This is a genomic window from Kitasatospora sp. NPDC038210 (assembly GCF_055600605.1).
This window is the reverse complement of record NZ_JBVJYK010000018.1, coordinates 71,307-95,633: the sequence shown is the minus strand read 5'-3', so window position 1 is coordinate 95,633 and position 24,327 is coordinate 71,307. Positions and strand designations below refer to the sequence as shown.

Genomic DNA, 24,327 nt, shown 5'->3' with positions numbered 1-24,327 from the left:
GATTGTCGCCCCGTCAGTTCCGCTGCCCAATCGAGACCTGGCGAGGTGGGGAGTGGTTCCGGGCCGGCTGCGGCGGGTGCAGTTCGAGGGTCCGGGCGTGTCTGGTGTACGAGCCCGTGCGGGTCGGGTGGCGCTCGACCGGGGTCACGTCGAGGCGGTCAGCCGTGTGGCGCAGCGAGCCGGTGAGGCGGTGCCCGTCCCGCCGGGCCGGCGGCCCGTGGTCCGGATGGTGGGGCGTGTCCGACAACCCCCGCCGGGCGCGACGCGAACCGTCGGGTACGTCCCGCCGGACTCCGCCCGGTGGACTCCGCCGAACGGAGGCGGCTGTTTTCGGAGCGTTGTTTCGGAGCGCGTCCGAACGGCCGACAATTTCTCCGGGAGCCCGGGTTCTCCCCCGGAGTCGAGGAGGAGGCCGCGGTGGAGTTCGAGGTGATGATCGAGATCCCGCAGGGGTCGCGGAACAAGTACGTGATGGACTTCGCGGCGGGCCGGATCCGTCTCGACCGCACCCTGTTCACCGCCACCCGCTACCCCGCGGACTACGGCTACGTCGAGGGCACCCTGGGCGGCGACGGCGAGCCCTTGGACGCCCTGGTGCTCGGCGGTGAACCGGCCGTCCCCGGCTGCGTGCTGACCTGCCGGGCGGTGGGCATGTGGGTGATGCGCGACGAGCGGGGCCCCGACCAGAAGGTGCTCTGCGTCCCGGCCAGGGACCCGCGCTACGCGGCCCTGCAGGACATCGGGGACCTGCCCGGGTTCGACCTGCTGGAGATCACCCACTTCTTCCAGGTGTACAAGGACCTTGAGCGCGGCAAGTCCGTCGAGGGCTCGCACTGGGCGGACCGCGAGGCCGCCCACGCCGAGATCGCGGCGTCGCGGCTCCGGGCCGTGGGGACGTGCTTCGCAGACCCGGCGTGGCCGGCGTGAGGAAGCGGACCGGGGGCGTGCGGCGTACGGGCGCGCGGGCTGGGCGCGCGGCCGGGACGGCGGCGGACGAGGGCGTGCGGGGCGGGCCGCCGGAGGCGGGTGTCGGCCCGCCCCGGTGGGTGCTCGGAGGCGGTGCTGCTCGGAGGCGGTGCTGCTCAGAGGCGGGCGCTGCTCAGGATCGTGCGGACCTGGTCGGCGATCGCGGCCTCGTTCTGCTCGAACTCCGGTGCGGTGAGCAGGTCGCCGTCGGCGGGCAGGCCGGTGAGGACCGGGGTGTGGAGGTGGCCGCCGGGCAGGCCGGGGGCGAGGTCGAGGCGCAGGCGGTTGGAGCGGTAGGCGACCTCGTTGGAGAGGTAGCCGCCGCCTCCGCCGGCGACCGCGCGGGAGCCGGGGGTGGGGCCGTCGGCGCGGACGACGGGGTCGGTGGCGCCCGCGGGGATCTCGGTGACGGGCGTGTTGAGCAGGACCGGGTAGGGCTGCTGCACCGCCGTCATGGCGTCGGTGGGCAGGGTGGTGCGGACGAACTGGGGCCCGGCGGCCAGCCCGGGGGCGTCGACCGGGTGCCGGGTGGTGCCGCCGGAGAGCGCGCCGACGTTGTCGGTGGCCGGGTCGGCGGAGCGGGCGCGCCCGGCCCAGTCCTCCAGGGTGAACTTTCCGGGGTAGCCCTGGCTGATGCTGGTGATCAGGTCGGCGGACTGCGGGCCGGGCACCAGGTGCGGGCCGAAGGCGCGTTCCACGATCCCCCCGTCGAAGTCGCCGTAGCGGACCGGCAGGACGACGGCCCGCACCTCGGCGGTGCTGCCGTCGGCGAGGGTGATCCGCCGCCCGTTCAGCTGCAGGACGGCCGAGCCGGAGGGGTTGGCGCGGCGCGGTTCGGTGTCCAGGCCGTACGGGTCGAAGCCGCTGACGAAGATCCGCCGCAGGCCGTGGGCGGCGCTGAAGCCGTCCGCCAGGCCGCGCGAGGCGTCCTCGAAGCGGGCCCGCAGCCCGGCCCGGTCGACGGCGAACCCGGGCTGCCACTGCGCCAGACGGACGGTCATGGCGAGCCTGGTCCAGTACAGCGGGCGGTCGTCCGCGGCGGGCAGTTCGCCGCCGGGCCGGCGGCCCTGGGCGCGGTCCACGCCGGCCTGCCACAGCGCCCGGCCCCAGGCGTCCACCACCCGTTCGGCGCGGTGGGCGGTGCGGGCGGAGCACAGGGCGGCCGGGAAGCCCCGGAGCAGGTCGCCAAGGCCGGACCGTTCGGTGAAGGCGGCCGTGCGGGCGTCCTGGAGACGGGCCTGCTCGGCGTCGAGCGGCACCGTGGCGGCGGTGCGGCAGCCGGCCGGGTCCGCCTGGGCGGCGACCGGGGCCAGCAGGGCGGCGAGCGTCCCGGTGAGGGCGGCGGCCAGTCCGGCGGTACGGCGAAGTAATGTCATGTGACCTGACAATAGGTTCAGACCTGACACCCCGCCAGGGTGCCGTCGCGATGCCCGTAGGCTGGCCCGGTGACAGCGCCCGACCTCGACCTCGCCTCCCTGATCGCCGACCCGTACGGCGGCTACACCCGGCTGCGCGCCGACGCGCCCGTCCACCGCGTCGTCGGCCCGGACGGCCTGCCCTTCTGGCTGGTGACCCGCTACCCGGACGTCCGCCAGGCCCTCGCCGACCCGCGGCTCGCCCTCGACAAGGCACACGCCGCGCCCGGCAACTACCGCGGCTTCGCCCTGCCGCCCGCGCTGGACGCCAACCTGCTCAACATGGACCCGCCGGACCACACCCGGATCCGCCGACTGGTCTCCCAGGCCTTCACCCCGCGCCGGATCGCCGCACTGCGCGCCCCGATCGAGAAGGTCGCCGGGCAACTGCTGGACGCCATGGCCCCGGCCGGCCGTGCCGACCTGCTCGCCGCCTACGCCGCGCCGCTGCCGATCACCGTCATCTGCGACCTCCTCGGCGTCCCCGAGGACGACCGCCACGACTTCCGCGCTTGGACCGACAGCCTCATCACCCCCGACCCCGACCGCCCGGAGGCGACCCGCGCCGCCGTCAAGGCGATGCTCGGCTTCTTCACCGGCCTGATCGAGCGCAAGCGCACCCAGCCCGGCGACGACCTGCTGTCCGACCTGACCGCGGTGCGTGACGAGTCCGTCCGCGGCGGCGCGGAAGGCGGTGACCGGCTCACCGAGGACGAACTGACCTCGCTCGCCTTCCTCATCCTCTTCGCCGGCTACGAGAACACCGTCCACCTCATCGCCAACGCCGTCCTCGCCCTGCTCACCCACCCCGAGCAACTCGCCGCCCTGCGCGCCGAACCGGAGCTGATCGACGGCGCCGTCGAGGAGTTCGCCCGCTTCGACGGCCCCGCCCCGCTCGCCATCCGCCGCTTCCCGCGCGAGGACGTCACCATCGGTGGCGTCACCGTCCCGGCGGGGGAGACCGTGCTGCTCGCCCTCGGCTCCGCCAACCGCGACCCCGCGCAGTTCACCGACCCCGACCGCCTCGACCTGCGCCGCCGCGAGACCGGCCACCTGGCCCTCGGCCACGGCATCCACTACTGCCTCGGCGCGCCGCTGGCCCGGATGGAGACCGCGGTCGCACTGAACGCCCTGCTGCGCCGCTTCCCCGACCTGGCCCTGGACGTGCCGGTCGAGCAGCTGCGCCACCGGCCCACCCTGCGGGCCCGTGGCCTGCTGGAACTGCCCGTCCGGTACTGAGCCGGGACGGCTCGGGGGCGCTCCCGGGGGAGTCCGGGGCTGACGCGATCCTGACGGCGGGAGCGGGAACCGGCTCGACTTCTACAGCGTTGTCGTAGTCGAACAGCGGTACTCGTACGGTCGTGGAGGAAGTCCCATGAGTGTGGCCCTGACGAAGGGCGGCAACGTCTCCCTGGGCAAGCAGGCACCCGGACTGCAGGTGGTCCGGATCGGCCTCGGCTGGACGGCCGCGGCCGGGTACGACCTGGACGCCAGCGCGTTGCTGTGCGGGGCGGACGGGAAGGTCGGCTCGGACCGGAACTTCGTCTTCTTCAACAACCTGCGGAGCCCGGACGGCTCGGTCCGCCACCAGGGCGGCTCCGGCGGCGGGCCCGACCGCGAGCAGATCGAGGTCCGGCTCGCGGAGGTCTCCGCCGACGTGGAGAAGATCGTCTTCGCGGTGGCGATCTACGACGCGGCGCAGCGACGGCAGAACTTCGGGCAGGTCCGCGGCGCGTACGTCCGCGTCACCGACCCGGACGGCGGCGCCGAGGTGGCCCGCTACGACGTGGCGTCCGTGGCGGGCAGCGAGACCGCGATGGTGTTCGGCGAGCTGTACCGGCACGGCGCGGACTGGAAGTTCCGGGCGGTCGGGCAGGGGTACGCCGCGGGGCTCGCGGGCATCGCGACGGACTTCGGCGTCGACGTCCTGCAGCCCGCTGCCGCTCCCGCGGTCCCGCCCGCTCCGGCGTCGGCGCCGGCTCCGGCTCCGGTGAAGCCGGCCGTGCCGGCCGCCCCGCCTGCGGCGCCCGCCGCACTGCCCCCCGTACCGCAGACCCCACCGGCAACAGGGAGTTCCCCCGTGACGTGTTTCTTCGACCCCTCGCACGGCGCCGGCACGACGGCGGTGCTGTGGTCGCCGCAGTGGGGCGTGCCCCGCCAGATCGAGACCTGCGCCGCCTGTGCCCAGCGGGTGCAGACGACCGTCCCGCCGTTCTACACCCCGCCGCAGGGGTACCCGCAGCCCGTCCAGCAGTCCGTCCAACAGCAGGGCTACCCGCAGCAGGGCTACCCGCAGGCGCCCGGTCAGCCGGCGCAGGGCGGCGGCCGGCGCTTCGGCACCGGTGCGCTGATCGGTGCGGGCGCGGCAGGCCTGGTCGGCGGCGCTCTGCTCAACGAGGCCTTCGACGACGACGGGCCCGAGGTCGTCGTCAACAACTACTACGAGGACGACGGCCTCTTCTAGGTCGTCGGCCGAACCGCCGCGCGAGCCGTCAGGCGGCGGGGAAGCGCAGCTCCTGAAGGGCCGTCGGGGACCACCCCGGCGGCCCGTGCTGTCGGTGCCGTGCGTTTGAATGGTCGTCGCCACACGTTCTGACCGGGGGAGACGCACCGATGACCACGTCCGAAGCCGAGCTGCTCGACGCCGCCCGCCATCCCACCGCGGCCTGGCTGGAGTCCTGCTTCGGCCCGGGCACGCTGTGGCGGCCCGAGGTGCTGCCCGAGCGCCTGGAGTCGCCCGCCGCCCGGGCGTTCCTGACCGAGGTCGGCCTGCCGGCCGTCGGGCTCGACTTCGTCGGCTTCGACGCGACGGACCTTCCCAAGCGCGGGATGTGGGAGGCGGACCTGGACGACCTGTTCGGCAACCGCACGCCGGACGACGAGACCCCGCCGAGCAACTGGGGGTACTGCGTCGGGACGTTCGACGAGTGGCACCTGATGGTCGACGCCGGATCCGGCGCCGTGAAGATCTACAACGCGGACGGCTGGGACCACGCGCGCGGCTACGGCGGCTGGGCGGCCGACTCGCTGCCCGCGGTGATCGGCGCCCTGGGGCTGCTGGCCGGCTTCGAGGAGCGGGTCGTCGGCGGCGACGCGAACGCCGCGCTCGACGAGTTCGAGGCCCTGGTCGAGCAGTTGGGCCAGGGGCCGGACGAGTCGGACCTCTGGTGCCAGATCGCGGTGAACCTGCGGGAGGAGTACGAGGAACTGGACGAGGACTGACCCTCTCCGTCCCCTCCGCACCCGGCGGCCGCACAACGCACAGGCGTTGTGCGGCCGTTCGCGTTCTCAGGGGCCCTGCATCCGGTACGCCCCGGCGCGGGCGGCGGCCTCGGCGGCGGCCGCGGCCCGGTCGGCGGAGGCCTCGTCCAGCGGTTCGACGGTGGTCAGCATCCGGTAGTAGAGCGGTGCCGACACGGCCCGGACGACCTCTGACGCGTCGGTGTCCGCCGGGAGCTCGCCGCGCTCGACGGCTTCGGTGACGCACGGCGCCCACTCCTCCACCCGGCGCCGGTAGAAGTGCCGCAGCGCCTCGGCGGCGTCCGCGTCGCAGTTCGCCGCCACGATCACCGCGCGGAACAGCGCGCCCTGCCGGGGGTCGGCCAGGGTGCGCCGGACGAGCCGGGCGTTGGCCCGCAGGTCCTCGGCGAGGGAGCCGGTGTGCGTGCGCGGCAGCGACTGCTCCGCCATGTCCGCCAGGAGGTCGGCGACGAGCGCGGTGGTGCTGCCCCAGCGGCGGTAGACCGTGGTGCGGCCGACCTCGGCCCGCTGGGCGATGTCGCCGAGGTCGAGACCGCTGAAGCCGTGCTCGACCAGGGCGTCCTCGACGGCCCGCAGGACGGCGGTGCGCACCCGGGCGGTCCGGCCGCCGGGGCGGACGGTACCGGGCGTCGAGGGCTCGGCGGTGCCCGCGGGCTCGGCGGGGCCGACGGACTCGGGAGTGCCCGCGGGCTCGGCGGGGTCGACGGACTCGCCGGGGTCGACGGATCTGGCAGCCATTAACGGGATTCCTGTTCCATTAGTCGCGAGGGGTCTGCTAGGTTCAGAGCATCCTAACGGAACGGGAGTCCCATTAGGGGCTTCGAGGGGAGAACGTCATGGGCATCGCCACCACCGACATGGAATACCGCCGACTCGGCGCGTCCGGACTCAAGGTCCCCGCGCTCAGCCTCGGCACCGGCACCTTCGGCGGCCGTGGCCCGCTGTTCGGCGCCTGGGGCACCACCGACGCCGACGAGGCCCGCCGCCTGCTAGACATCGCCATCGATGCCGGGGTCACCCTCTTCGACACCGCCGACGTCTACTCCGACGGCGCCTCCGAGGAAGTGCTCGGCCGGGCGATCCGCGGCCGCCGCGACCGGGTCCTCGTCTCCACCAAGGCCGGCCTGCCCACCGGCGACGGCCCGCAGGACGCGGGCACCTCCCGCGCACGCCTGGTCCGCTCGGTGGACGACGCGCTGCGCCGCCTCGACACCGACTACCTCGACCTCTTCCAGCTCCACGCCTACGACGCGGACACCCCGATCGAGGAAGTGCTCGCCACCCTGGAGGACCTGGTCCGGGCCGGCAAGATCCGCTACACCGGCGTCTCCAACTTCTCCGGTTGGCAGCTGATGAAGTCCCTCGCCCTGGCCGACCGCCACGGCCGCCCCCGCTACGCCGCCCACCAGGTCTACTACTCCCTCGTCGGCCGCGACTACGAGTGGGAGCTGATGCCGCTCGCCCGGGAGGAGGGCGTCGGCGCCCTGGTCTGGAGCCCGCTCGGCTGGGGCCGCCTGACCGGCCGGATCCGCCGGGGGCAGCCCCTCCCGGCCGGCAGCCGCCTGCACGACACCGCCGACTACGGCCCGCCGGTCGAGGACGAGCTGCTCCACCGGGTGGTCGACGCCCTCGGCGAGATCGCCGCCGAGACCGGCCGCACCGTCCCCCAGATCGCGATCAACTGGCTGTTGCGCCGCCCGACGGTCTCCTCGGTCATCATCGGCGCCCGCAACGAGGAGCAGCTGCGCCAGAACCTCGGCGCGGTCGGCTGGTCGCTGACGGACGACCAGATCGCCCGCCTCGACACCGCCAGCGCCCGCACCGCCCCGTACCCGTACTTCCCGTACCGCCGCCAGGCCGCCTTCGCCCGCCTCAACCCGCCGATGGCCGGCTGACGCGCGGCGCGGGACGGGTTCGGGGGCCGCCCCCGCCCGACTGGGCGCAGCCCGGGCTGCGCCCAGTCGAGCGGGGGCGGTGGGGGGCCGTTGCGCCAGGGGGGTTTCGGCCGGATGGGGGAGGCCGGGGTGGTGCGGAAGTTGTCGGTGGGGTGGGCGATTCGGGTCACGGTGTGTGCAGGTTCGGCAGGAACTGTGTTCGATTGTCGACAGGTTCATGCAATGCTTCTCGGGGAGTGGCGAACCCCCGGGTGGCGCTCCCGTGCAGGTCGGCGGCCTGCTTCCGGAAGGGCGGCGCGTTGGTGCGACCGCCGTCGAAACGTCTGACGCCTCGTCAAGGTTCCTTGTTTTCCTGCGAACTTCTCGCGTCCGCTTTAAGCTCCCGTTAACAATGGCGGCTTTCCGCCACTCGCGAACCCCCGAGCGAGGTCGGGCGGCAGGCCCCCACCGGACGCATGCCCAACGTGACGATGAGAGCAGGGATGACGACGACAAGTGAACGAACGGTCGGCGCGGCGCGCGACCCGGACCGGTGGCGACCGGCTCGGCTCGGCCGTCGCACCGCAGGCGGCGCGGCGGCGGTCGCCGTCGCGATCGGCGCCTGCTCGTTGGCCGCGGCCCCGTCGGCGTTTCCGCAGACGGGCGACGGCACCGTAACGGTCCGGGTCATCCGGGCCGTGGACACCACCGGGGTGTGGACCCCCGTGCTGGAACCCGGGATCGCGGGCGTGAAGGTGACGCTCACCGACGACGCGGGTGTCGGCATCGAGGGCACCACCGCGGCCGACGGCACGGTGACACTGGCACCGGCCGCCAGCAAGGCGACCGGCGGCAAGTACCGGATCCAGGTGGTGAACCCGAAGCCGGGCGTGCTGTTCCCGGCCTTCGCCTCGCGCCAGGGCCTGACCGGCGCGCCGAACCAGCTCAGCAGCAACGAGGAGTTCGTCGACCTCGGCGGCGGCAAGAAGGTCGAGCTCACCACGGGCCTGTGGAGCCCGGGTGACTACTGCCAGAAGAACGCGCCGCTGGTGTCGACCTGCCAGCCGGCGCCCCGGGAAGGCGCATCGGCGCGCACGCTGGTCTCCTTCCCGTACAGCGCCCGCGGCGTGGCCGGCACCGACGCGACCGTGACCGACCTGGCCACGGCCGAGCAGACCGGCAACATCTACGGCATCGCGTGGAACCGCGCGGACAAGCGGATCTTCTCCGCCGCCTCGGCCAAGCGCACCACGGCGTACGGCCCCGGCGGCCCGGGCGCGATCTACGTGACCGACCCGGTGAAGAAGACGACCGCCCTCTTCACGACCGTTCCGGACGCCGGCAGCACGCCGCACGGCCCGGACAACGACGACGCCTTCCTGCCCGCGGTGGGCAAGGAGAGCCTGGGCGCTGTCAAGATCTCCGACGACGGCAAGGACCTGTTCGTCGTCAACCTCCACGACCGCAAGCTCTACCGCTACGACGCCACCGGCCCGACGGCGGCGGAGCCGAAGGCCGCCTACCCGATCCCCGACCCGGGCTGCCCGGCGGCCGGGGACTGGCGCCCGTACGGCCTCGGCCTGCAGGACGGCACCGGCTACCTCGGCGGCGTCTGCTCGGGCGAGTCGACCGGCAAGACCGCGGACCTGCGGGCCGTGGTGCTGCCCTTCGACCCGGACACCGGCACGTTCAGGAAGGCCGTGCTGGACCAGAAGCTCGACTACCCGCGCGGCAGCACGGTCGGCACCGCGTGCCCCGGCACCGGCTGGTTCCCGTGGCAGGACACCTTCCCGACCACGCAGAACGGCCACGCCTGCACCGACTACCTGGCCAACCCCGAGCCGGCCCTGGCCGAGATCGCGTTCGAGACCGACGGCTCGATGGTGCTCGCCTTCCGGGACCGCTTCGGCGACCAGTCGGCGGCCGCACCGACCGGCGGCACGATGGCCAAGGTCCTGCCCGGCGGTGACCTCAACAAGGCCTGCCTGGTGAACGGCACCTACGTGCTGGACACCAACAACGGCTGCGGGGCCACGACCCGGGGCACCCGGTTCTTCGACAACAACCGCATCGGCCACAACAACGCCCTGAACGCCGGGATGGCGTTCTCCAAGGTCGAGGACTCCATCGCGACCTCGGGCTACGACACCAACGGCATGGCCTACGGCTACGGCGCGGGCTTCGACAAGCGCGACGGCAAGGCCGACGGAGGCCTGCGCCTCAACCCGGTCGGGCCGATCCCGCCGTTCGGCAAGGGCGCCGCGATGGGCGACCTCGAAGTGCTCTGCGACCAGGCGCCGCTGCAGATCGGCAACCGGGTCTGGTACGACCCCGAGCGCAGCGGCCTCCAGCTGCCGGGCCAGCGCCCGGTGCCGGGTGTCACCGTCCACCTGTACGACGAGTCAGGGAAGCTCGTCGGTACGACGAAGACGACGGCGCGCGGTGAGTACTACTTCGACGACAGCAACGTCGAGGGCGGCCTCAAGCCGAGGACCAAGTACACGATCAAGCTGGACAACCCGGCCGACTACGCCAAGGACGGCCCGCTGTTCCAGTGGGTGCCCACCGAACACGACGTCGGTGACAACCACTTCATCGACTCCAAGGGCATCGTCCCGGCCGGCGGCAAGTACCCGGAACGGGGGCTGACCACCGGCGGACCGGGCCAGAACGATCACACCTACGACTTCGGCTTCCGCCAGCAGGAGGGCGCGCTGCGCCTGGTCAAGCACGACCAGGACGGCAAGCCGCTGGCGGGCGCCAAGTTCCAGCTGTGGCACGAGACGAACGGCACGGACGGGCTGCAGCCGACCGGCGACAAGCCCGACACCAAGGTGGGCGAACCGTGCACCACCGGCGCCGACGGGCTCTGCCAGGGCAAGGGCGTCGTGGGCACGTACTACTGGCAGGAGCTGAGCCCGCCGGCGGGCTACTCGGCGCCGGAGGTCACGGTGCTCGGGCCGCTGGTGCTCACCAGCGGGAACCTCGACGACGGGGTCGAGGTGACGGCCGTCAACCGGCTGATCCCGACGCCGACGCCGACACCCACCCCGACGTCGACACCGACCGAGACGCCGCCGGCGACGTCGGCCCCGGTCCCGGCACCCCCGGCCCCGCCGGCTCCCGGACCCGGGCACCTGCCCGACACCGGTGCGGGCGCGGCGATCCCGTTCGCCGTGGCGGGAGCGGCGGCGCTGATCACCCTCGGTGCGGCGCTGGTGCTGCTGGTCCGTAGGCGCAGGGCGCTCCGGCAGGGCTAGCAACCCCCGGCCACGGCTGGTAACCCCCGGCCGGGGCTGCTAACCCCCGGCCGGGCGGACCGGCACCGGCGATCCGTGCCGGTGCCGGATCGGGCGGGTTCGCGGACCACTGGTCCCCGAACCCGCCCGACTGTCGTGACGGCCCACGTCACGGGCAACCGGTTCCACGCAGACCACTCACCCACCGCACACCGACCCACGAGAGAAGGCATCCGCATGGCCCGGAGGACGAAGGACGACACCCGCAGGCCGTGGCGGAGCCGCTGGCTCCTCACCCTGGCCGCGATCGCGGTGTGCGGCACCGCGGCGGGCGGTCTGGTCGTCTACCGGACGGTCTCCGACGAGGCCGACGAGCGGCCGGTGACCAGCGACGAGGCCTCCCGGCTGGCCCTGTCGCGGCTGAACCTCTACCAGGCCGCTCCGGTCGGGGTGACGCTCACGGCCGCCGAGGGCGGAGGCGTCACCATCCGGGTGGAGGGCGTCGTCGACTACCGCACCCACCGCGGCGTGGGCCGCTACCGGACGACCGGGGCGAGCGGCCCGCTCGACCACGGGCTGATCATCTGGGACACCGGCGGCCTCGGCCTGGCCCCGGAACCGGCCGGCGTCGACGGCCCGGCGTGGCAGCAGGCCGAGCACGTGCCGCGGCAGGGTTGGTCGCCGCGCTCCTACACCGCGGACCCCCTGGACTCCGGGCTCAGCCTGGTGGTCCAGCTCGGCGCGGACCGCCCCGACAACCCGCTGCTGCTCGCCCAGTCCGGGGCGCGCTGGCTGGGCCGCGACCGGATCGACGGCCGCGGCTACGACCGCATCGCCGGCCCGCGCGCCCAGGGCTCCGCTGCCGACGGCGGGCGCTCGCCACTGACGTACTGGGTCGACGGCGACGGCGCGCTGCGGCGGGTGACGATGCGGATGGCGGGCCTGGGCACGCCGACCACGGCGGACTTCTCCGGCCACGACGCCGCCGCCAAGCTCCCCGAGGCCCCCTGGCTGGCCGGCTGACGCCGACCGCGTCGCCCGAACGACGCGGCGTCACGACGGCGCAGCCGACGCCCCGAAACCCGATCGATCCCGTGACGAACGGAAAGCAGGGAGGTCCGGTCGGGTCGCGCCCCCGGACGGCCGGGATCCGTCGGATCGGCCGCGCGAGGCCGGGCGGCCGGGTAGTCCGGGAGACGATGCCACACGGGAAGGAGACACATTGTGAGTGCGGCCCCCCGGACCCCCGGCGACTACAGCATCATCAGTGACCCCGAGCGGGCCTTGAAGTACGCGATCCGGTACATCGCGGGCGGCCGCACCGAGATCATCGAGGGAGTCATCACTCCCGTGTCGCGGTCATGGGCGCGCGAGTCCGCTGCCGAGGCCGTCCGCCGTCAGATCACCCCGCGCGTGGAACAGCTCGACCTGGTGTCGGGCTCCGGCAACCTCGACCTGCCGGGCAGCGAGAACTGGTACGTTCCGGACCTCGCGGTGGTGCCCGTCGGTCTCGCCGAGAAGACCGAGGGCGCGCTGCTGCCGGACCAGACCCTCCTGATCGTGGAGGTCAGCTCCCCGTCGAACGCGGAAACGGACCGGGTCGTCAAGCGGCGCCGTTACGGCCAGTACGGTGCGCCGCTCCACCTGCTCGTCGACCGGCAGGACCGCAGCTGCACGCTGTACAGCGAACCGACCCGCCTCGGGTACGCCCGTGAGAGCGGCCCGCACCCGTTCGGCACGCCCGTCCACCTCCCGGAGCCCTTCGACCTCGATCTCGACACCACCCGCCTGTAGCCGCCGGCGGACCGTCTAGACCCGTGCGCTGTCCGTCGAACGGGCCTTCGCGGGGAGGCCGTTGGCGAGGTCCTCGACCAGGAGGCGCCAGGCGATGGCGTCCGCGGCGGTGCGCAGTTGCGGGCTGCGCGGTCGGCCGGCGTCGGCGTCGAGGCGGGCGTTGAGCCAGTCGGACCAGGCACGGGCGAGGGCCCGGACCTCGCGGATGCCGGTCTCGGTGTTCGCGAGGGCGTCGCCGTCGCGGACGAGGTAGCCCTCGGCGGCCATCCGGTCGAAGACGGGCTCCAGGACCTCGGGCGGGATCCGTTTGCGGGCGGCGATGAGGTCGAGGTCGGCGTGCCCGATCACCTTGGTGTGCTGGGCGACCTCCATCAGTGCCCAGGCGCCGGCGAGGTCCACCCGGGTGTCGGCACCGGAGACGATGGTCCGGACGGTGTCGAGGTCGACACCGCGGATGATCTTGCAGACCGAGTACTCCAGGTGCGGGTCGGCGTCGGCGGTGGTCGGTTGGGCGAAGCCCTCGCCCATGTCGGTGGAGCCGGACCGGGCGGTGTCGCGCAGTGGTACCTGTTTGAGGAAGAGCGCGACGACGAAGCCGATCACGGCCACCGGGATCGTCCACAGGTACACGGTGTGCAGCGCGTCGGAGTAGGCCTGCACGATCGGCGCGGCCTGGTCGGCGGGCAGCCCGTGCAGGCTCTGGGGGCTCTCGGCGGCGCGGGCGACCACGGCCGGGTCGGCGCCGGTGAGCCGGGCGGCGGTGGCGACGCCCTCGCGGAGTTCGGTCGTGAGGCTGTTGCTGTAGATGGTGCCGAACACCGCGGTGCCGAAGGAGCTGCCGATGGTGCGGAAGAAGGTGACCCCGGAGGTGGCGGTGCCGAGGTCCGCGTAGTCGACGGTGTTCTGCACGGCGATCGTCAGCACCTGCATGCTCAGTCCGATGCCGACGCCGAGCACGAACATGTAGAGCGAGGCGAGCGCGGTGCCGGTGCCGGGTTCGAGCCGGGAGAGCAGGTAGAGGCCGAGGGTCATGACGGCCGTGCCGACGATCGGGAACACCCGGTACTTGCCGGTCCTGCTGACCGCGGTGCCGCTGCCGATCGAGGCGAGCAGCAGGCCGATGACCATCGGCAGCATCCGGATGCCGGAGACCGTCGCCGAGTCACCGTCGACGTACTGCAGGAAGGTCGGCAGGAAGGTGAGCGCGCCGAGCATCGCGAAGCCGACGATGAAGCTGAGCACCGAGCAGACCGTGAACACCGGGTTGCGGAACAGCCGCATCGGCAGCATGGGTTCGACGGCGCGGGTCTCGGTCCAGCAGAACAGCCCGAGGGCGATCGCGCCGCCGACGAACAGGCCGATGATCACCCCGGAGCCCCAGGGGTACTGGTTGCCGCCCCAGCTGGTCGCCAGGATCAGCGCGCCGGCGCCGACCGCGACCAGCGCGATGCCCAGGTAGTCGATCACCGGCCGGGTCGCCGAGCGCACCGAGGGGATGGTCCGGGCGGCCGCGATCACCACCACGACCGCGAGCGGCACGTTGACGTAGAACGCCCAGCGCCAGGACAGGTGGTCGGTGAACAGCCCGCCCAGCAGCGGCCCGATCACCGTGGCCACGCCGAACACCGCGCCGATCGCGCCCTGGTACTTGCCGCGCTCGCGCAGCGGGATGACGTCCGCGATCAGCGCCATGGCGGTGACCATCAGCCCGCCCGCGCCGACGCCCTGCACCGCCCGCCAGGCGATCAGCAGCGTCATGTCGGTGGCCAGCCCGCACAGGAACGAGCCCGCGACGAAGACGACCGCCGAGATCTGGAAGATCAGCTTGCGTCCGTACAGGTCGCCGAACTTGCCGGCCAGCACGGTGGCCACCGTCTCGGCCAGCAGGTAGGAGGTCACCACCCAGGACATGTGCGCGGCCCCGCCGAGGTCCGCGACGATGGTGGGCAGCGCGGTGCCGACGATGGTCTGGTCGAGGGCGGCCAGCAGCATGCCGAGCACGATCGTGGCGAAGACGACGTTCCGCTGCCGAACGTCCAGCACCGGTGGTGCGAGCGGCGGGTTCTCGGTGGCGACGGTCATGCCGTCAGCCTCTGGGGTCCGGGCACCGATCGCGATCCGGTTCGACCGTTCGGGTGAGGCTGCGGGGAAGGCGGCCGGGTGAGGCCGCCGGGGGAGCGGAAGGGAGCGCTGCCCGGGTACGACCCGGGTGGCGGCACCCGGAGGGCGGGGCGACGATGAGCCGAGCGAAGCCCGCCGACCACCGGCCGGGCAGCGAGCAAGCCGCCCCGGACACCGGGAAGAGGCTCCCATGACCCCCGACGCCCCGTCCGCCACCGCGCACCCGGACCCGCCCGGCGCTTCCGCCGCGGGCGGCCGGGCCGACGCGCGGCGTTGGCGGGCGCTCGCGGTCTGCCTGGTCGCCGGCTTCATGACCCTGCTGGACGTCAGCATCGTCAACGTCGCCCTGCCGACCGTACGGGCCGGGCTGCACATGTCGGAGAGCGGCCTGCAGTGGGTGCTCAGCGGCTACGCGCTGGCCTTCGGCCTGGTGCTCGTCCCGGCCGGACGGCTCGGCGACGCGCGCAGTCGGCGCGCCGTCTTCCTCACCGGACTCGCCCTGTTCACCGCGGCCAGCGCGCTGGCCGGCGCGGCGCAGAGCCAGGAGTGGCTGGTGCTGGCCCGGCTCTTCCAGGGCGCGGCGGGTGGCGTGCTCGTCCCGCAGGTGTCCGGCTTCATCCAGACCCTCTTCCGGGGCGCCGACCGCGGCCGGGCCTTCGGCGCGCTCGGCGCCACCATCGGGCTGTCGACCGCCGTCGGGCCGCTGCTCGGCGGGCTGCTGATCCACCTGTCCGGCCCGCAGGACGGCTGGCGCTGGGTGTTCCTGGTGAACCTGCCGATCGGCGTCGCCGCCCTGCCGATCGCCCACCGGCTGCTCCCGGCGCCCCCGCCGGCCGCCGAGCGCGCCGGGCACCGCGACTTCGACCCGGTCGGCGTGGTGCTGCTCGGCGCCGGCACGGTCGCGCTGCTGCTGCCGTTCGTCCAGGCACAGCAGTGGCACAGCCCGGCGCGGTGGCTGCTGCTGCCGGTCTCGGCGGTGCTGCTCGCGGCCTTCGTCGGCTGGGAGGTGCACTACGGGCGGCGGCACGAGCCGCTGGTGAGCATGGCGCTGTTCGCGGTGCGCCCGTACGCGGCGGGAGTGCTGCTGTCCTTGGCGTACTTCGCCGGGTTCACCGCGATCTTCTTCATCTTCACGCTGTACCTGCAGGTCGGCCTGCACTACTCGGCCCTTGCGGCGGGCGTGGCGATCACCCCGTTCGCGATCGGTTCGGGCGCGGCCGCGGCGGTGGGCGGGCGGCTGGTGAGCCGGCTCGGCAGGCGGCTGGTGGTGGTGGGGCTGCTGCTGGTGCTGGCCGGACTGCTGGCCGCGGCGCTCGCGGTGCAGCTGTGGTCGGGGCCCCGGGTGGGCTGGACGACGGCGCTGCCGCTGCTGGTCGCCGGGGTGGGCAGCGGGCTGGTGATCGCCCCGAACCAGACGCTGACCCTCCAGCAGGTGCCGGTCGCCCGGGCGGGCAGTGCGGGCGGTGTGCTGCAGACCGCGCAGCGGGTCGGTTCGGCGGTGGGCATCGCGGTCGTCGGGTCGGTGTTCTTCGCCCACGCGCGCGGTCGCCACCCGGACTGGGCGACGGCCTTCCAGCTGGGCGTGGCGGTCGCGGCGGGGCTGGTGCTGACGGCTCTGCTGGTGGCGGTGGTGGACACCGTGGCGGGAGCGCCACCGCCGAGTGGGTCGGACGGGGCCGGTGGGTCCGGCGGACCGGGCGGCGGTGGCTCGTGAACGGCTGTGGTGCGGCGGTGGAGCGGTCGGCGGTGCGGTCTGGTGCGGTCGGTGGGGTCGGTGGGGTCCGGTTTCCGGGCCTCCGTGGTGCGGTAGGGAGCGGATCGTGAGCGATTCCCGAGCGGATTTCCTGGCGGCGGCCCGCGCGGCCGAGCAGCTGCTGCGCGCCCCCGAGGTTGCCGAGGCCTGGCGGCGGCCGAGCGCGTTGGCGGAGTGGAGCGTCGGCGGGCTGGCCGGACACCTGGCCTTCCAGGTCCTGTGCGTGTCCGAGGCCCTGGCCGCCGCGCCGCCGACCGAGCAGACGATCGGCCTGCTTGACCACTACGCCCGGGTCGCGTGGGTCGGCGCGGAGCTCGACGCGGACATCAACGTCCGGATCCGGCAGGGCAGCGAGGCGTTCGCCGCCGACGGGCCGGCCGCCCTGCACCGCCGGGTCGACGCCGCCGTCGCGGAGCTGACGACCGCGTTGGCGGCGGCGGACGGTACCCGCCCGGCCCGGCTGCCGTTCTGGGGGCCGTGGTCGCTCACTCTCGACGACCTGTTGGCGACCCGGACGATGGAACTGGCCGTCCACGCCGACGACCTGGCGGTCAGCGTGGACGTCCCGACCCCCGGACTCCCGCCGGAGACCGCCGACTCCGTGGCCGCACTGCTGGCCCGGCTGGCGGTCCGGCGGCACGGGTGGGTGGGCGTGCTGCGGGCGCTCAGCCGGGCCGAGCGGGCACCGGGGAGCATCGCGGCGTTCTGAGCCGTGGCAGGTCGTGGCAGGTCGTGGCAGGTCGTGGCGGGCAGTGGCCGGCTGTTCGGGCCTTCCCCGGCCGTCAGTGGTCCCGGCGGTGGATCACCAGTGCCGCGATCGCCACCGAGGCGAGCGACCAGGCCGCGAGGGTGATCCAGGAGCCCGCGACGGTCGCGGGGTAGTCGGTGGGCCGCAGGCCCGCCAGGCTGGTCCGGGCCAGGCGCTGCCAGGCGGGAAGTGGCAGGGCGTGCAGCAGGTCGGCCGTCCAGCGGTAGCGCTCGGTGACGAGGGACGGGAGGAAGAACAGCACCACGACGGTGCCCACCACCGCGCCCGCGCTGTGCCGGATCAGGGTGCCGATCCCGAGCCCGACCAGCGCGCAGACCGGGCCGAACAGCGTGGCCGCCGCGACGTAGCGGAAGGCGGCGGGGTCGGTGAGGGACTGTCCGATGCCGGAGTCGGACAGGACCGCCTGGCTGAGGCCGAAGGACACGCCGACGGTCAGCACGCCGAAACCGAGCATCACGGCGGCCAGGACGCACGCCTTGGCCACCAGCACCGCCCTGCGATCGGGTACGGCCGCCAGCGTCGTGCGGATCAGCCCGGTCGCGTACTCGCCCGCGATGACGATCGCGCCGAGGCCGCCTCCGACGAGCAGCAGGATGTCGGCGGAGGCGATGGTGAAGGCGTCGTTCAGCGCCGCCTGCGCCATGGCCGCCGGATCGCCGCTGCCCGGTGTGTAGTGGTCGCGGGTGTACAGGGCGGACTTGAGGTTGGCGGCGACGATGGCCACGGCGCTCAGGCCGAGCACCCAGGGGATCGAGCGCAGTGATCGGAGTTTGATCCACTCGGCGGCGAGCAGGTCGGTGAAGCGGGGTGCGGGTTCGGCGGTGTGCGGGGCGAGGGGGGTGAGGGCGGTGTGGGTCGTGCTCATCGGGTTTCTCCAGCCGGGTGTTCGGCCGCCGGGTACTCGACGCTGTCGGCGGTCAGGGACATGAACGCGGTCTCCAGGGACGACGTGCGGGTGGTCAGCTCGCCGAGCACCACGCCGTGCCGCAGGGCGAGTTCGCCGATCCGTTCGGCGGGCAGCCCGGTGACGATCGCCAACTGCGGCCCGCGGAGCTGTACGTCGGCGCCTTCCGTCCGCAATGCTTCGGCCAGCAGTGGGAGTTCGGGTGAGCGGACGGTCACCGAGGTCGTCGCGTTGCGGGCGGAGAACTCCGCCAGGCCCTCGTCGGCGATCAGCCGGCCGCGCCCGATCACCACCAGGCGGTCGGCGGTGTGCTCCATCTCGGCCATCATGTGGCTGGACACGAACACCGTGCGCCCCTCGGCGGCGAGGCGGCGGAACAGTCCGCGCACCCACAGCACGCCCTCCGGGTCCAGGCCGTTCAGCGGCTCGTCGAAGAGCAGGACCGGCGGGTCGCCGAGCAGCGCGCCCGCGATGCCCAGCCGCTGCTTCATGCCCAGCGAGTAGCCGCCGATCCGCCGCCCGGCGGCCCTGCCCAGCCCGACCTCCTCCAGCACCTCCTCCACCCGTCCGAGCGGGATGCGGTTGCCCCGGGCCAGCGCCGACAGGTGCGCCCGGCCGCTGCGCCCGCCGTGCACGTCGCCCGCGTCCAGCAGCGCGCCGACGTGCCGCAGCCCGCGCGGCCTGCCGCGGAAGGGGTGGCCGTCGACGGTGACGCTGCCGGTGGTGGGGTCGTTCAGGCCGAGGACCAGCCGCAGGGTGGTGGACTTGCCGGCGCCGTTGGGGCCGAGGAAGCCGGTCACGTGGCCGGGCCGGACGGTGAAGGTCAGGCGGTCGACGGCGGTGTGGCGGCCGTAGCGCTTCGTCAGCTCGGTGACTTCGATCATGGGCTCCACGGTGCCGGGGGAGCGGCGGCCGCACATCGGACCGATGTCGACAGCGTGGGCCACCCCCGGCCGTACGCGCAGGTCACCCCTGGCCGTACGCGCAGGTCACCCCTGGCCGTACAACCACGGTCGGATGACGGCTCGTCGGGCCGCCGTTACGATCGTGGACCATGCCTTCGACCCCCACCCCGCCGCTGTTCCGGCGCGTCCCGCCCGAGGTCTGGGTCGGGCTCGCCTGGTGCGTGGCCGCCGCCTACCCCGCCGTCCGGCTCGGTGGCTCCGCGCAGCACCACGGCGCCGCCGCGCACGGCGGGTGGGCGTTCACCCTGGCCGACACGGCGGTGGCCTTCGCGGGCGCCGCGTCGGTGCGCCGGCTGCCGCTGCTGTCGGTCGTCCTGCTGCTGATCGCCACCTGGACCGAGACCGATGGCTGGTCCGGCGGCACCCAGGTGCCGCCCGGCGCGCTGCTGGCCGTGGACACCGCGCTCTGCCTGATCACCGCCACCCGGCCGCGCCGTACCTCGCGGGCCGCGTTCGCCCTCGTCATGGGGTTCCTGGTGCTGCACATCGGCCTGGTGCGCGGCAACACCGTCGGCATCTTCACCGGCACCCACATCGGCTCCGCCGACGGCGCCGCGCTGCTCGCGCTGGTCGCCTGGCTGGTCGGGCGCTCGGTGCGGCAGAACCGGGAGCACGCCGAGGCGCTGAGCAGCCGGGCGGCCGACGAGGCGGTCACCGCCGAACGGCTGCGGATCGCCCGCGAGATGCACGACACCGTCGCGCACAGCCTGGGCATCGTCGCGCTCCAGGCGGGCGCCGCCCGCCGGGTTATCGACCGCCGGCCCGAACGCGCGAAGGCGGCGCTCGGCGAGATCGAGGCCGCCGGGCGGGACACCCTGGCCGCGCTGCGCCGGATGCTCGTCGTCCTGCGCCGGGCCGACGGCGACGGCCCGGGCACCGGCGCGCAGGGCCTGGCGGACCTCGACCGGCTGGCCGGGGCGACCACCGCGGCGGGGGTGCGGGTGGAGGTCCGGTACCACGGCGAACAGCGGGCGCTGCCCGCGGAGATCGACCTCGCGGCCTTCCGGATCATCCAGGAGTCCGTCACCAACGTCGTCCGGCACGCGGACGCCGACGTCTGCGTGGTCCTGGTCGACTCCCGGACGGCGGGGGAGCTGTCCGTCGAGGTCACCGACCGGGGCCGGGGGCACGGCAGCGACCCGGGCAGCGGCTTCGGGCTGGCCGGGCTGCGCGAGCGGGTCGCCCTGCTGCACGGCGAGTTCGCCGCCGGGCCGCGCGCCGACGGCGGCTTCCGGGTCGCGGCCACGCTGCCGGTGCCGGGCCCGGTGCCGGGCCCGGTGCCGGTCCCGGTCGGGGTCACGGTCTCTGCGGTCGCGGCCGAGGTGCGCGCGTGATCCGGGTCGTCCTGGCCGACGACCAGCCGCTGGTACGGGCCGCGCTGGAGATGGTCATCGCGGAGACCACCGACATCGAGGTGGTCGGCGAGGCGGGCACCGGGGCGGAGGCGGTCCGGCTGGCGGCCGAACTGTGCCCGGACGTCGTGGTGATGGACATCCGGATGCCAGGGACGGACGGCATCGAGGCCACCCGGCTGGTGACCGCCGCCGACGGTCCGACCCGGGTGGTCGTGCTCACCACCTTCGACGAGGACGAGCACGTCTACGCGGCGCTGCACGCCGGGGCGTCCGGGTTCCTGGTCAAGGACATGGCACTGGACGACATCCTCGGCGCGGTGCGGGTGGTCGCCGCCGGGGACGCGCTGATCGCGCCGAGCGTCACCCGGCGGCTGATCGGTGCCTTCGCCGTCGGCCGTCCGCCCGGTTCCTGGTCTGGCTCCCGGGACGGCAGACTGCCCGGGGCCCTTCCGGGCCGGCCCTCCGGTCCCGGCGCGCGGAACGGGGCCGTGCTCCGGCTGGCGGCGATCACCGACCGGGAGCGGGAGATCCTCACGCTGGTCGGCCGGGGCCTGTCCAACACCGAGATCGCCGCCGAGCTGGTGCTCAGCATCGCCACCGTCAAGACGTACATGACCCGGCTGCTCGCCAAGCTCGACGCCCGCGACCGGGTGCAGCTGGTCATCCTGGCCTACGAGGCGGGCCTGGTCTCCGTCCGGGGGTGACCGGGCCCGCCGCGGGTTGCTGCGGGGCCGCCGTGGGAGAGGGGTTCAGCGCTTGACCGCCACGCCCGCGTACATCGCGATGTCCTGGTCCCGGACGGGTGCGGCGTCCGCGTCCGGGTGCCAGTGGTGCACCAGCGTGACGCCCGGGTCGAGCAGCTCGTAGCCGTCGAAGAAGGCCTCGGTCTCGGCCTTGTCGCGGATCTGCAGCGGGATGCCGCGCGCGTTGTACTCCCGGCCGACGCCGCCCACCCCGACCGGGTCCGTGTCGCCGGTGAAGACGGTCAGGGCGAGGAAGCTGCCGGGCGCCAGGGCGTCCATGAAGCGGCGCACGATGCCCTGCGGGTCGTCCTCGTCCAGCACGAAGTGGACGATCGCGATCAGCGACAGCGCCACCGGCTGCGAGAGGTCGAGCACCTCGCGCAGCCGGGCGTTGTCGATGATCGACTCCGGGTCGCGGAAGTCGGCGTCCACGTAACAGGTGCGGCCCTCGGGCGTGCTGTCCATCAGCGCCCGGCCGTGGGTCAGCACGATCGGGTCGTTGTCCACGTACGCGACCCGCGACTCGGCCGCCACCGCCTGGGCGATCTCGTGCACGTTCGGCGAGGTGGGGATGCCGGTGCCGATGTCCAGGAACTGCCGCACGCCGTACTGTTCGGCGAGGTGGCGCACCGAGCGCTGCATGAAGTCGCGGGTGGTGCGCATCGAGGTCGGGAGCGACGGCCAGGCTTTCACCGAGGCGTGCGCGGCGACCCGGTCCGCCTCGAAGTTGGTCTTGCCGCCGATCAGGTAGTCGTAGACCCGGGCGGAGTGCGGAACGTCCATCCGCAGGTCCACCGACGGGTAATCCTCCTGCGGACCGCGATGCGCCCGGGCCTCGTTCGCCATGCCTCGTCCTCCCGTTGCTGGGGCTCCGTCACCGGCCGCCTCGCTGGCGGTCCTTGGTGCGCATGGTAACGGTCGACCAGTGCGACGATATGACGAACCCTCGGGCTCGGCCCTCGGCCCGGCTCTCGGACCCGGCCCTCGGGCCTGCCCCTCAGGCCTGAGCCTCCGGCTGCCTCGGCTCCACCAGCGCCCCGCCCGGCTGCCGGGGCACGGCCGCCGCCTCGGAGCCGCCCCGGCGGTGCGCCGCCAGTTCGAGCGCGGCCCCGATCCAGGCCGCACCGAAGGACCACGTCGCCAGCCACTCGCAGAGGAACAGCGGCTGCACCGACCAGTCGTCGCCGATGCCCGTCACCCCGGCCACGACGGAGAGCAGCAGTGCGACCAGGATCAGCACCCCCGCCGCCAGGTAGGCCGTGCCCACCCGGGCCGGCTGGGTGGAACGGGGATTGCGGAAGGAGTAGAGGCAGAACATCGCCAGCATGACGAACAGCAGGCTGGCGAAGACCAGGTGGAACACTCCGATGGTGCGCTGGACGTCCGACGCGCCGTCCGGCGACGTCGGGCACAGCGCCACCCCGACCGCGAAGACCCCGGCCGCCGTGCTCCAGCGGTCGTCCCGGCGGTCGAAGCGGTAGCAGATCAGGAACACCCCGAGCGCGCACAGGGCGCCGACGAAGACGTTCCGTGTGTCGGTGTAGTACGAGGCGCTCATCGAGCCCGGCCAGAAGCCGTTCGTGCTGCGCCCCGTCACCTCCGCGGCCAGCCAGTTGCCGAACGGCAGGGCCGGCGGCAGCAGGATGCCGATCAGCCCGACGCCGAGGCGGAGGAACGTGACCGTCCGTTGGTCCTGGACGCCCCGCCGGGTGTCCGGGGAGTCCTGCGCGCGTGAGTCGTGAGTCACGGACGCCTCCTTGCTTGGGTGCGGGCGCGCGGGCGCCCGCTGACTTCTCGGCCACCGGGGACAGGACGGGGGCGGTGTCGACGGGGCGCCGCCCGAATCTGAGTGGCCGTCAACTTGTGTACCCGCATTGGCGTTCGAAGCACCACTGATTTGAGTGGTTTACGGCGCTCCGGCCGCCTAATATCCGCCCGGTGACCAGCATCGATGACCTGATCCCCTTCGAGCGGCCGTACGACGCGGCCGCCCTGCGCGCCCGCGAGGCCGACGAGCTCGCCCGCTACGCGGCCGACCCGGGACGCCACTGGTACCGCCGCCGCGCCTGCGTCGAGGCCCTGGCCGGCCGGGTGCCGGAGCAGCACGCCCCCGCCCTGCTCGACGTCCTGAGGAACCGCGCGGAGACCGCCGAACTGCGCGTCGCCCTGCTCGACCTGTTCGCCGACCGCGCCGAACTCCTGCCCTGGCTGCGGCACCCGGACCGGGGCCAGGACGGGCAGTACGGGCTGTGCCAGGCCTTCCTCAAGGCCCGCGGCGTCCTCGGCGACCGCACGGCCACGGCCGAACTCGCCACCCTCGCCGCCCACCCCTGGTGGCGTTGGCGCGAGCTCGGCGAGGCCGGGCTGGACGGGCTGGCCGACCGCCGAGGCCTCGCGGCCGTGCTGGCCGACCTCGGCGACTCCCGCCCCGAGGACCGGCTGGCCCGCGACCGGCTGCGCCACCGGGCCGGGCAGGACGTCACCGACTCCCTCGCCGACCCGGACCGCCTGGTCGCCCACCAGGCCCACACCCTCGCGGCCGACCCCGAGCGGCTGCGCGCCCTCCTCGCCTCGGACCCGCCCGTCGAGGCCGCACTGTGGGCGGTCTGCGCGCTGCACCGACTCACCGGCGACGGCGCGGAGGCCCGCGCCTGGGACCGCCGCCTCGGCTCTCCCCGGGTCGAAGTCCCCGGCCTGCCCGAGGAGATGCGCCACGCGATCGTCCACGAGTACGCCGCGCGCCACGAGCGCGACACCGACCCGCGCTGGCGCGTCGAGGCGCTCCGCACCGATCCGCCCGGGCCCGTCGACGTGGAGGGCCGGCTGCGCCGCGTAACCGAGGCGTTGGAGGCCGCCGGGATCGACTTCGACCCGCCGCTCTCCGCCCGCGAGGACAACGGGACGGGCGAGGGCAGCTACCACGTGATCGAGCTCGTCGAGGGCACCCTGTTCGTCAGCACCCTCGGCCCCTTCGCGGGCGGCACCGACACGGACGACTCGCCGGTCCGCCGGGCCCTGGAAGGGGCCGGCTTCCGCTGGGTGGACGAGGCCACCAGGGGCACCGTCGTCAGCGGGCTCTGCGTCTACCACTTCGGCGAGCGCGGGCCGTTGAAGGTCGACACCCTGCTGTTCTACTGGCAGGACTGATCGGCGGGGCAGGGCCGACCC

Annotated in this window: 18 protein-coding genes and 2 pseudogenes; 13 read left to right on the top strand and 7 right to left on the bottom strand. The window is 74.0% G+C overall.

The genetic code is table 11. From position 1 onward, the window contains the following. Positions 1-417: 417 nt before the first annotated feature. A complete protein-coding gene (locus ACZ7KX_RS30725) occupies positions 418-927 on the top strand; it encodes an inorganic diphosphatase (RefSeq protein WP_470329313.1) in 510 nt (169 codons plus the stop codon). Positions 928-1,082: 155 nt separating this feature from the next. On the opposite strand, the gene ACZ7KX_RS30720 is transcribed toward ACZ7KX_RS30725, so the two are convergent. Further along, positions 1,083-2,342 carry a pyroglutamyl peptidase gene (locus tag ACZ7KX_RS30720; protein WP_470329312.1) on the bottom strand — a complete coding sequence of 420 codons (1,260 nt, stop codon included), beginning with the start codon at positions 2,340-2,342 and terminating at the stop codon, positions 1,083-1,085. Positions 2,343-2,411: 69 nt separating this feature from the next. Here ACZ7KX_RS30720 and ACZ7KX_RS30715 point away from each other — a divergent pair, with 69 nt between their 5' ends. From ACZ7KX_RS30715 to ACZ7KX_RS30705, 3 genes and pseudogenes are all read left to right on the top strand, one after another. Then, entirely contained in the window at positions 2,412-3,620 is a 1,209-nt protein-coding gene (locus ACZ7KX_RS30715; RefSeq protein ID WP_470329311.1) for a cytochrome P450 family protein, read from the top strand. Between the two features lie 136 nt (positions 3,621-3,756). Next, positions 3,757-4,308, top strand: a pseudogene (locus ACZ7KX_RS30710) (TerD family protein); the annotation flags it as partial. Between the two features lie 686 nt (positions 4,309-4,994). Continuing rightward, positions 4,995-5,603, top strand: a complete 609-nt coding sequence (locus ACZ7KX_RS30705) for an SUKH-4 family immunity protein (protein WP_350521036.1) — start codon at positions 4,995-4,997, stop codon at positions 5,601-5,603. Between the two features lie 66 nt (positions 5,604-5,669). On the opposite strand, the gene ACZ7KX_RS30700 is transcribed toward ACZ7KX_RS30705, so the two are convergent. Next, a complete protein-coding gene (locus ACZ7KX_RS30700; protein ID WP_470329310.1) occupies positions 5,670-6,380 on the bottom strand; it encodes a TetR/AcrR family transcriptional regulator in 711 nt (236 codons plus the stop codon). Between the two features lie 119 nt (positions 6,381-6,499). On the opposite strand from ACZ7KX_RS30700, the gene ACZ7KX_RS30695 reads away from it, so the two are divergent. The 4 genes from ACZ7KX_RS30695 to ACZ7KX_RS30680 all read left to right on the top strand — a co-directional run bounded on the left by ACZ7KX_RS30695 (position 6,500) and on the right by ACZ7KX_RS30680 (position 12,549). Then, complete coding sequence (locus tag ACZ7KX_RS30695; RefSeq protein WP_470329355.1) at positions 6,500-7,537, top strand: aldo/keto reductase; 1,038 nt, start codon at positions 6,500-6,502, stop codon at positions 7,535-7,537. Positions 7,538-8,019: 482 nt separating this feature from the next. Beyond that, positions 8,020-10,776, top strand: a complete 2,757-nt coding sequence (locus ACZ7KX_RS30690) for an SdrD B-like domain-containing protein (RefSeq protein WP_470329309.1) — start codon at positions 8,020-8,022, stop codon at positions 10,774-10,776. 216 nt (positions 10,777-10,992) lie between these two features. Continuing rightward, positions 10,993-11,778 (top strand): hypothetical protein, encoded by a 786-nt coding sequence (locus tag ACZ7KX_RS30685; RefSeq protein ID WP_470329308.1) that lies wholly within the window; start codon positions 10,993-10,995, stop codon positions 11,776-11,778. Positions 11,779-11,979: 201 nt separating this feature from the next. Next, positions 11,980-12,549, top strand: a complete 570-nt coding sequence (locus ACZ7KX_RS30680) for a Uma2 family endonuclease (RefSeq protein ID WP_470329307.1) — start codon at positions 11,980-11,982, stop codon at positions 12,547-12,549. Between the two features lie 15 nt (positions 12,550-12,564). On the opposite strand, the gene ACZ7KX_RS30675 is transcribed toward ACZ7KX_RS30680, so the two are convergent. Next, positions 12,565-14,631, bottom strand: a complete 2,067-nt coding sequence (locus ACZ7KX_RS30675) for an MDR family MFS transporter (RefSeq protein ID WP_470329306.1) — start codon at positions 14,629-14,631, stop codon at positions 12,565-12,567. A gap of 229 nt (positions 14,632-14,860) precedes the next feature. On the opposite strand from ACZ7KX_RS30675, the pseudogene ACZ7KX_RS30670 reads away from it, so the two are divergent. Together ACZ7KX_RS30670 and ACZ7KX_RS30665 are read left to right on the top strand one after the other, a co-directional pair. After that, positions 14,861-16,381 (top strand): annotated as a pseudogene (locus tag ACZ7KX_RS30670) (MFS transporter); the annotation flags it as partial. A gap of 109 nt (positions 16,382-16,490) precedes the next feature. Further along, the gene (locus ACZ7KX_RS30665) at positions 16,491-17,132 is read left to right on the top strand and encodes a maleylpyruvate isomerase N-terminal domain-containing protein (protein ID WP_470329354.1); all 642 of its coding nucleotides are present in this window, start codon (positions 16,491-16,493) and stop codon (positions 17,130-17,132) included. 73 nt (positions 17,133-17,205) lie between these two features. Here ACZ7KX_RS30665 and ACZ7KX_RS30660 read toward each other — a convergent pair whose 3' ends face one another. Then, on the bottom strand, positions 17,206-18,057 hold the full coding sequence (locus tag ACZ7KX_RS30660; RefSeq protein ID WP_470329305.1) for an ABC transporter permease: 852 nt from the start codon (positions 18,055-18,057) through the stop codon (positions 17,206-17,208). Then, positions 18,054-18,980 (bottom strand): ABC transporter ATP-binding protein, encoded by a 927-nt coding sequence (locus tag ACZ7KX_RS30655; protein WP_470329304.1) that lies wholly within the window; start codon positions 18,978-18,980, stop codon positions 18,054-18,056. The genes ACZ7KX_RS30660 and ACZ7KX_RS30655 overlap by 4 nt, the downstream gene beginning before the upstream one ends. 170 nt (positions 18,981-19,150) lie before the next feature. On the opposite strand from ACZ7KX_RS30655, the gene ACZ7KX_RS30650 reads away from it, so the two are divergent. Both ACZ7KX_RS30650 and ACZ7KX_RS30645 read left to right on the top strand, forming a co-directional pair. Further along, positions 19,151-20,395 carry a sensor histidine kinase gene (locus ACZ7KX_RS30650; RefSeq protein WP_470329303.1) on the top strand — a complete coding sequence of 415 codons (1,245 nt, stop codon included), beginning with the start codon at positions 19,151-19,153 and terminating at the stop codon, positions 20,393-20,395. A 50-nt stretch (positions 20,396-20,445) separates the two neighbouring features. Continuing rightward, positions 20,446-21,120 (top strand): response regulator, encoded by a 675-nt coding sequence (locus tag ACZ7KX_RS30645; protein ID WP_470329353.1) that lies wholly within the window; start codon positions 20,446-20,448, stop codon positions 21,118-21,120. A 45-nt stretch (positions 21,121-21,165) separates the two neighbouring features. Here ACZ7KX_RS30645 and ACZ7KX_RS30640 read toward each other — a convergent pair whose 3' ends face one another. Together ACZ7KX_RS30640 and ACZ7KX_RS30635 are read right to left on the bottom strand one after the other, a co-directional pair. Next, positions 21,166-22,005, bottom strand: coding sequence for an SAM-dependent methyltransferase (locus ACZ7KX_RS30640; RefSeq protein WP_470329302.1), 840 nt, complete (start codon positions 22,003-22,005; stop codon positions 21,166-21,168). A gap of 151 nt (positions 22,006-22,156) precedes the next feature. Next, positions 22,157-22,906 (bottom strand): hypothetical protein, encoded by a 750-nt coding sequence (locus ACZ7KX_RS30635; protein ID WP_470329301.1) that lies wholly within the window; start codon positions 22,904-22,906, stop codon positions 22,157-22,159. A 191-nt stretch (positions 22,907-23,097) separates the two neighbouring features. Here ACZ7KX_RS30635 and ACZ7KX_RS30630 point away from each other — a divergent pair, with 191 nt between their 5' ends. Continuing rightward, positions 23,098-24,306 (top strand): hypothetical protein, encoded by a 1,209-nt coding sequence (locus ACZ7KX_RS30630; RefSeq protein ID WP_470329300.1) that lies wholly within the window; start codon positions 23,098-23,100, stop codon positions 24,304-24,306. The last annotated feature ends 21 nt before the right edge of the window (positions 24,307-24,327 follow it).

Coding starts and splice junctions, on each gene's coding strand:
- ACZ7KX_RS30720 (WP_470329312.1), bottom strand. CDS start 2,342: ATGACATTACTTCGCCGTACCGCCGGACTGGCCGCCGCCCTCACCGGG.
- ACZ7KX_RS30705 (WP_350521036.1), top strand. CDS start 4,995: ATGACCACGTCCGAAGCCGAGCTGCTCGACGCCGCCCGCCATCCCACC.
- ACZ7KX_RS30700 (WP_470329310.1), bottom strand. CDS start 6,380: ATGGCTGCCAGATCCGTCGACCCCGGCGAGTCCGTCGACCCCGCCGAG.
- ACZ7KX_RS30695 (WP_470329355.1), top strand. CDS start 6,500: ATGGAATACCGCCGACTCGGCGCGTCCGGACTCAAGGTCCCCGCGCTC.
- ACZ7KX_RS30690 (WP_470329309.1), top strand. CDS start 8,020: ATGACGACGACAAGTGAACGAACGGTCGGCGCGGCGCGCGACCCGGAC.
- ACZ7KX_RS30685 (WP_470329308.1), top strand. CDS start 10,993: ATGGCCCGGAGGACGAAGGACGACACCCGCAGGCCGTGGCGGAGCCGC.
- ACZ7KX_RS30675 (WP_470329306.1), bottom strand. CDS start 14,631: ATGACCGTCGCCACCGAGAACCCGCCGCTCGCACCACCGGTGCTGGAC.
- ACZ7KX_RS30660 (WP_470329305.1), bottom strand. CDS start 18,057: ATGAGCACGACCCACACCGCCCTCACCCCCCTCGCCCCGCACACCGCC.
- ACZ7KX_RS30655 (WP_470329304.1), bottom strand. CDS start 18,980: ATGATCGAAGTCACCGAGCTGACGAAGCGCTACGGCCGCCACACCGCC.
- ACZ7KX_RS30650 (WP_470329303.1), top strand. CDS start 19,151: ATGCCTTCGACCCCCACCCCGCCGCTGTTCCGGCGCGTCCCGCCCGAG.
- ACZ7KX_RS30645 (WP_470329353.1), top strand. CDS start 20,446: ATGGTCATCGCGGAGACCACCGACATCGAGGTGGTCGGCGAGGCGGGC.
- ACZ7KX_RS30640 (WP_470329302.1), bottom strand. CDS start 22,005: ATGGCGAACGAGGCCCGGGCGCATCGCGGTCCGCAGGAGGATTACCCG.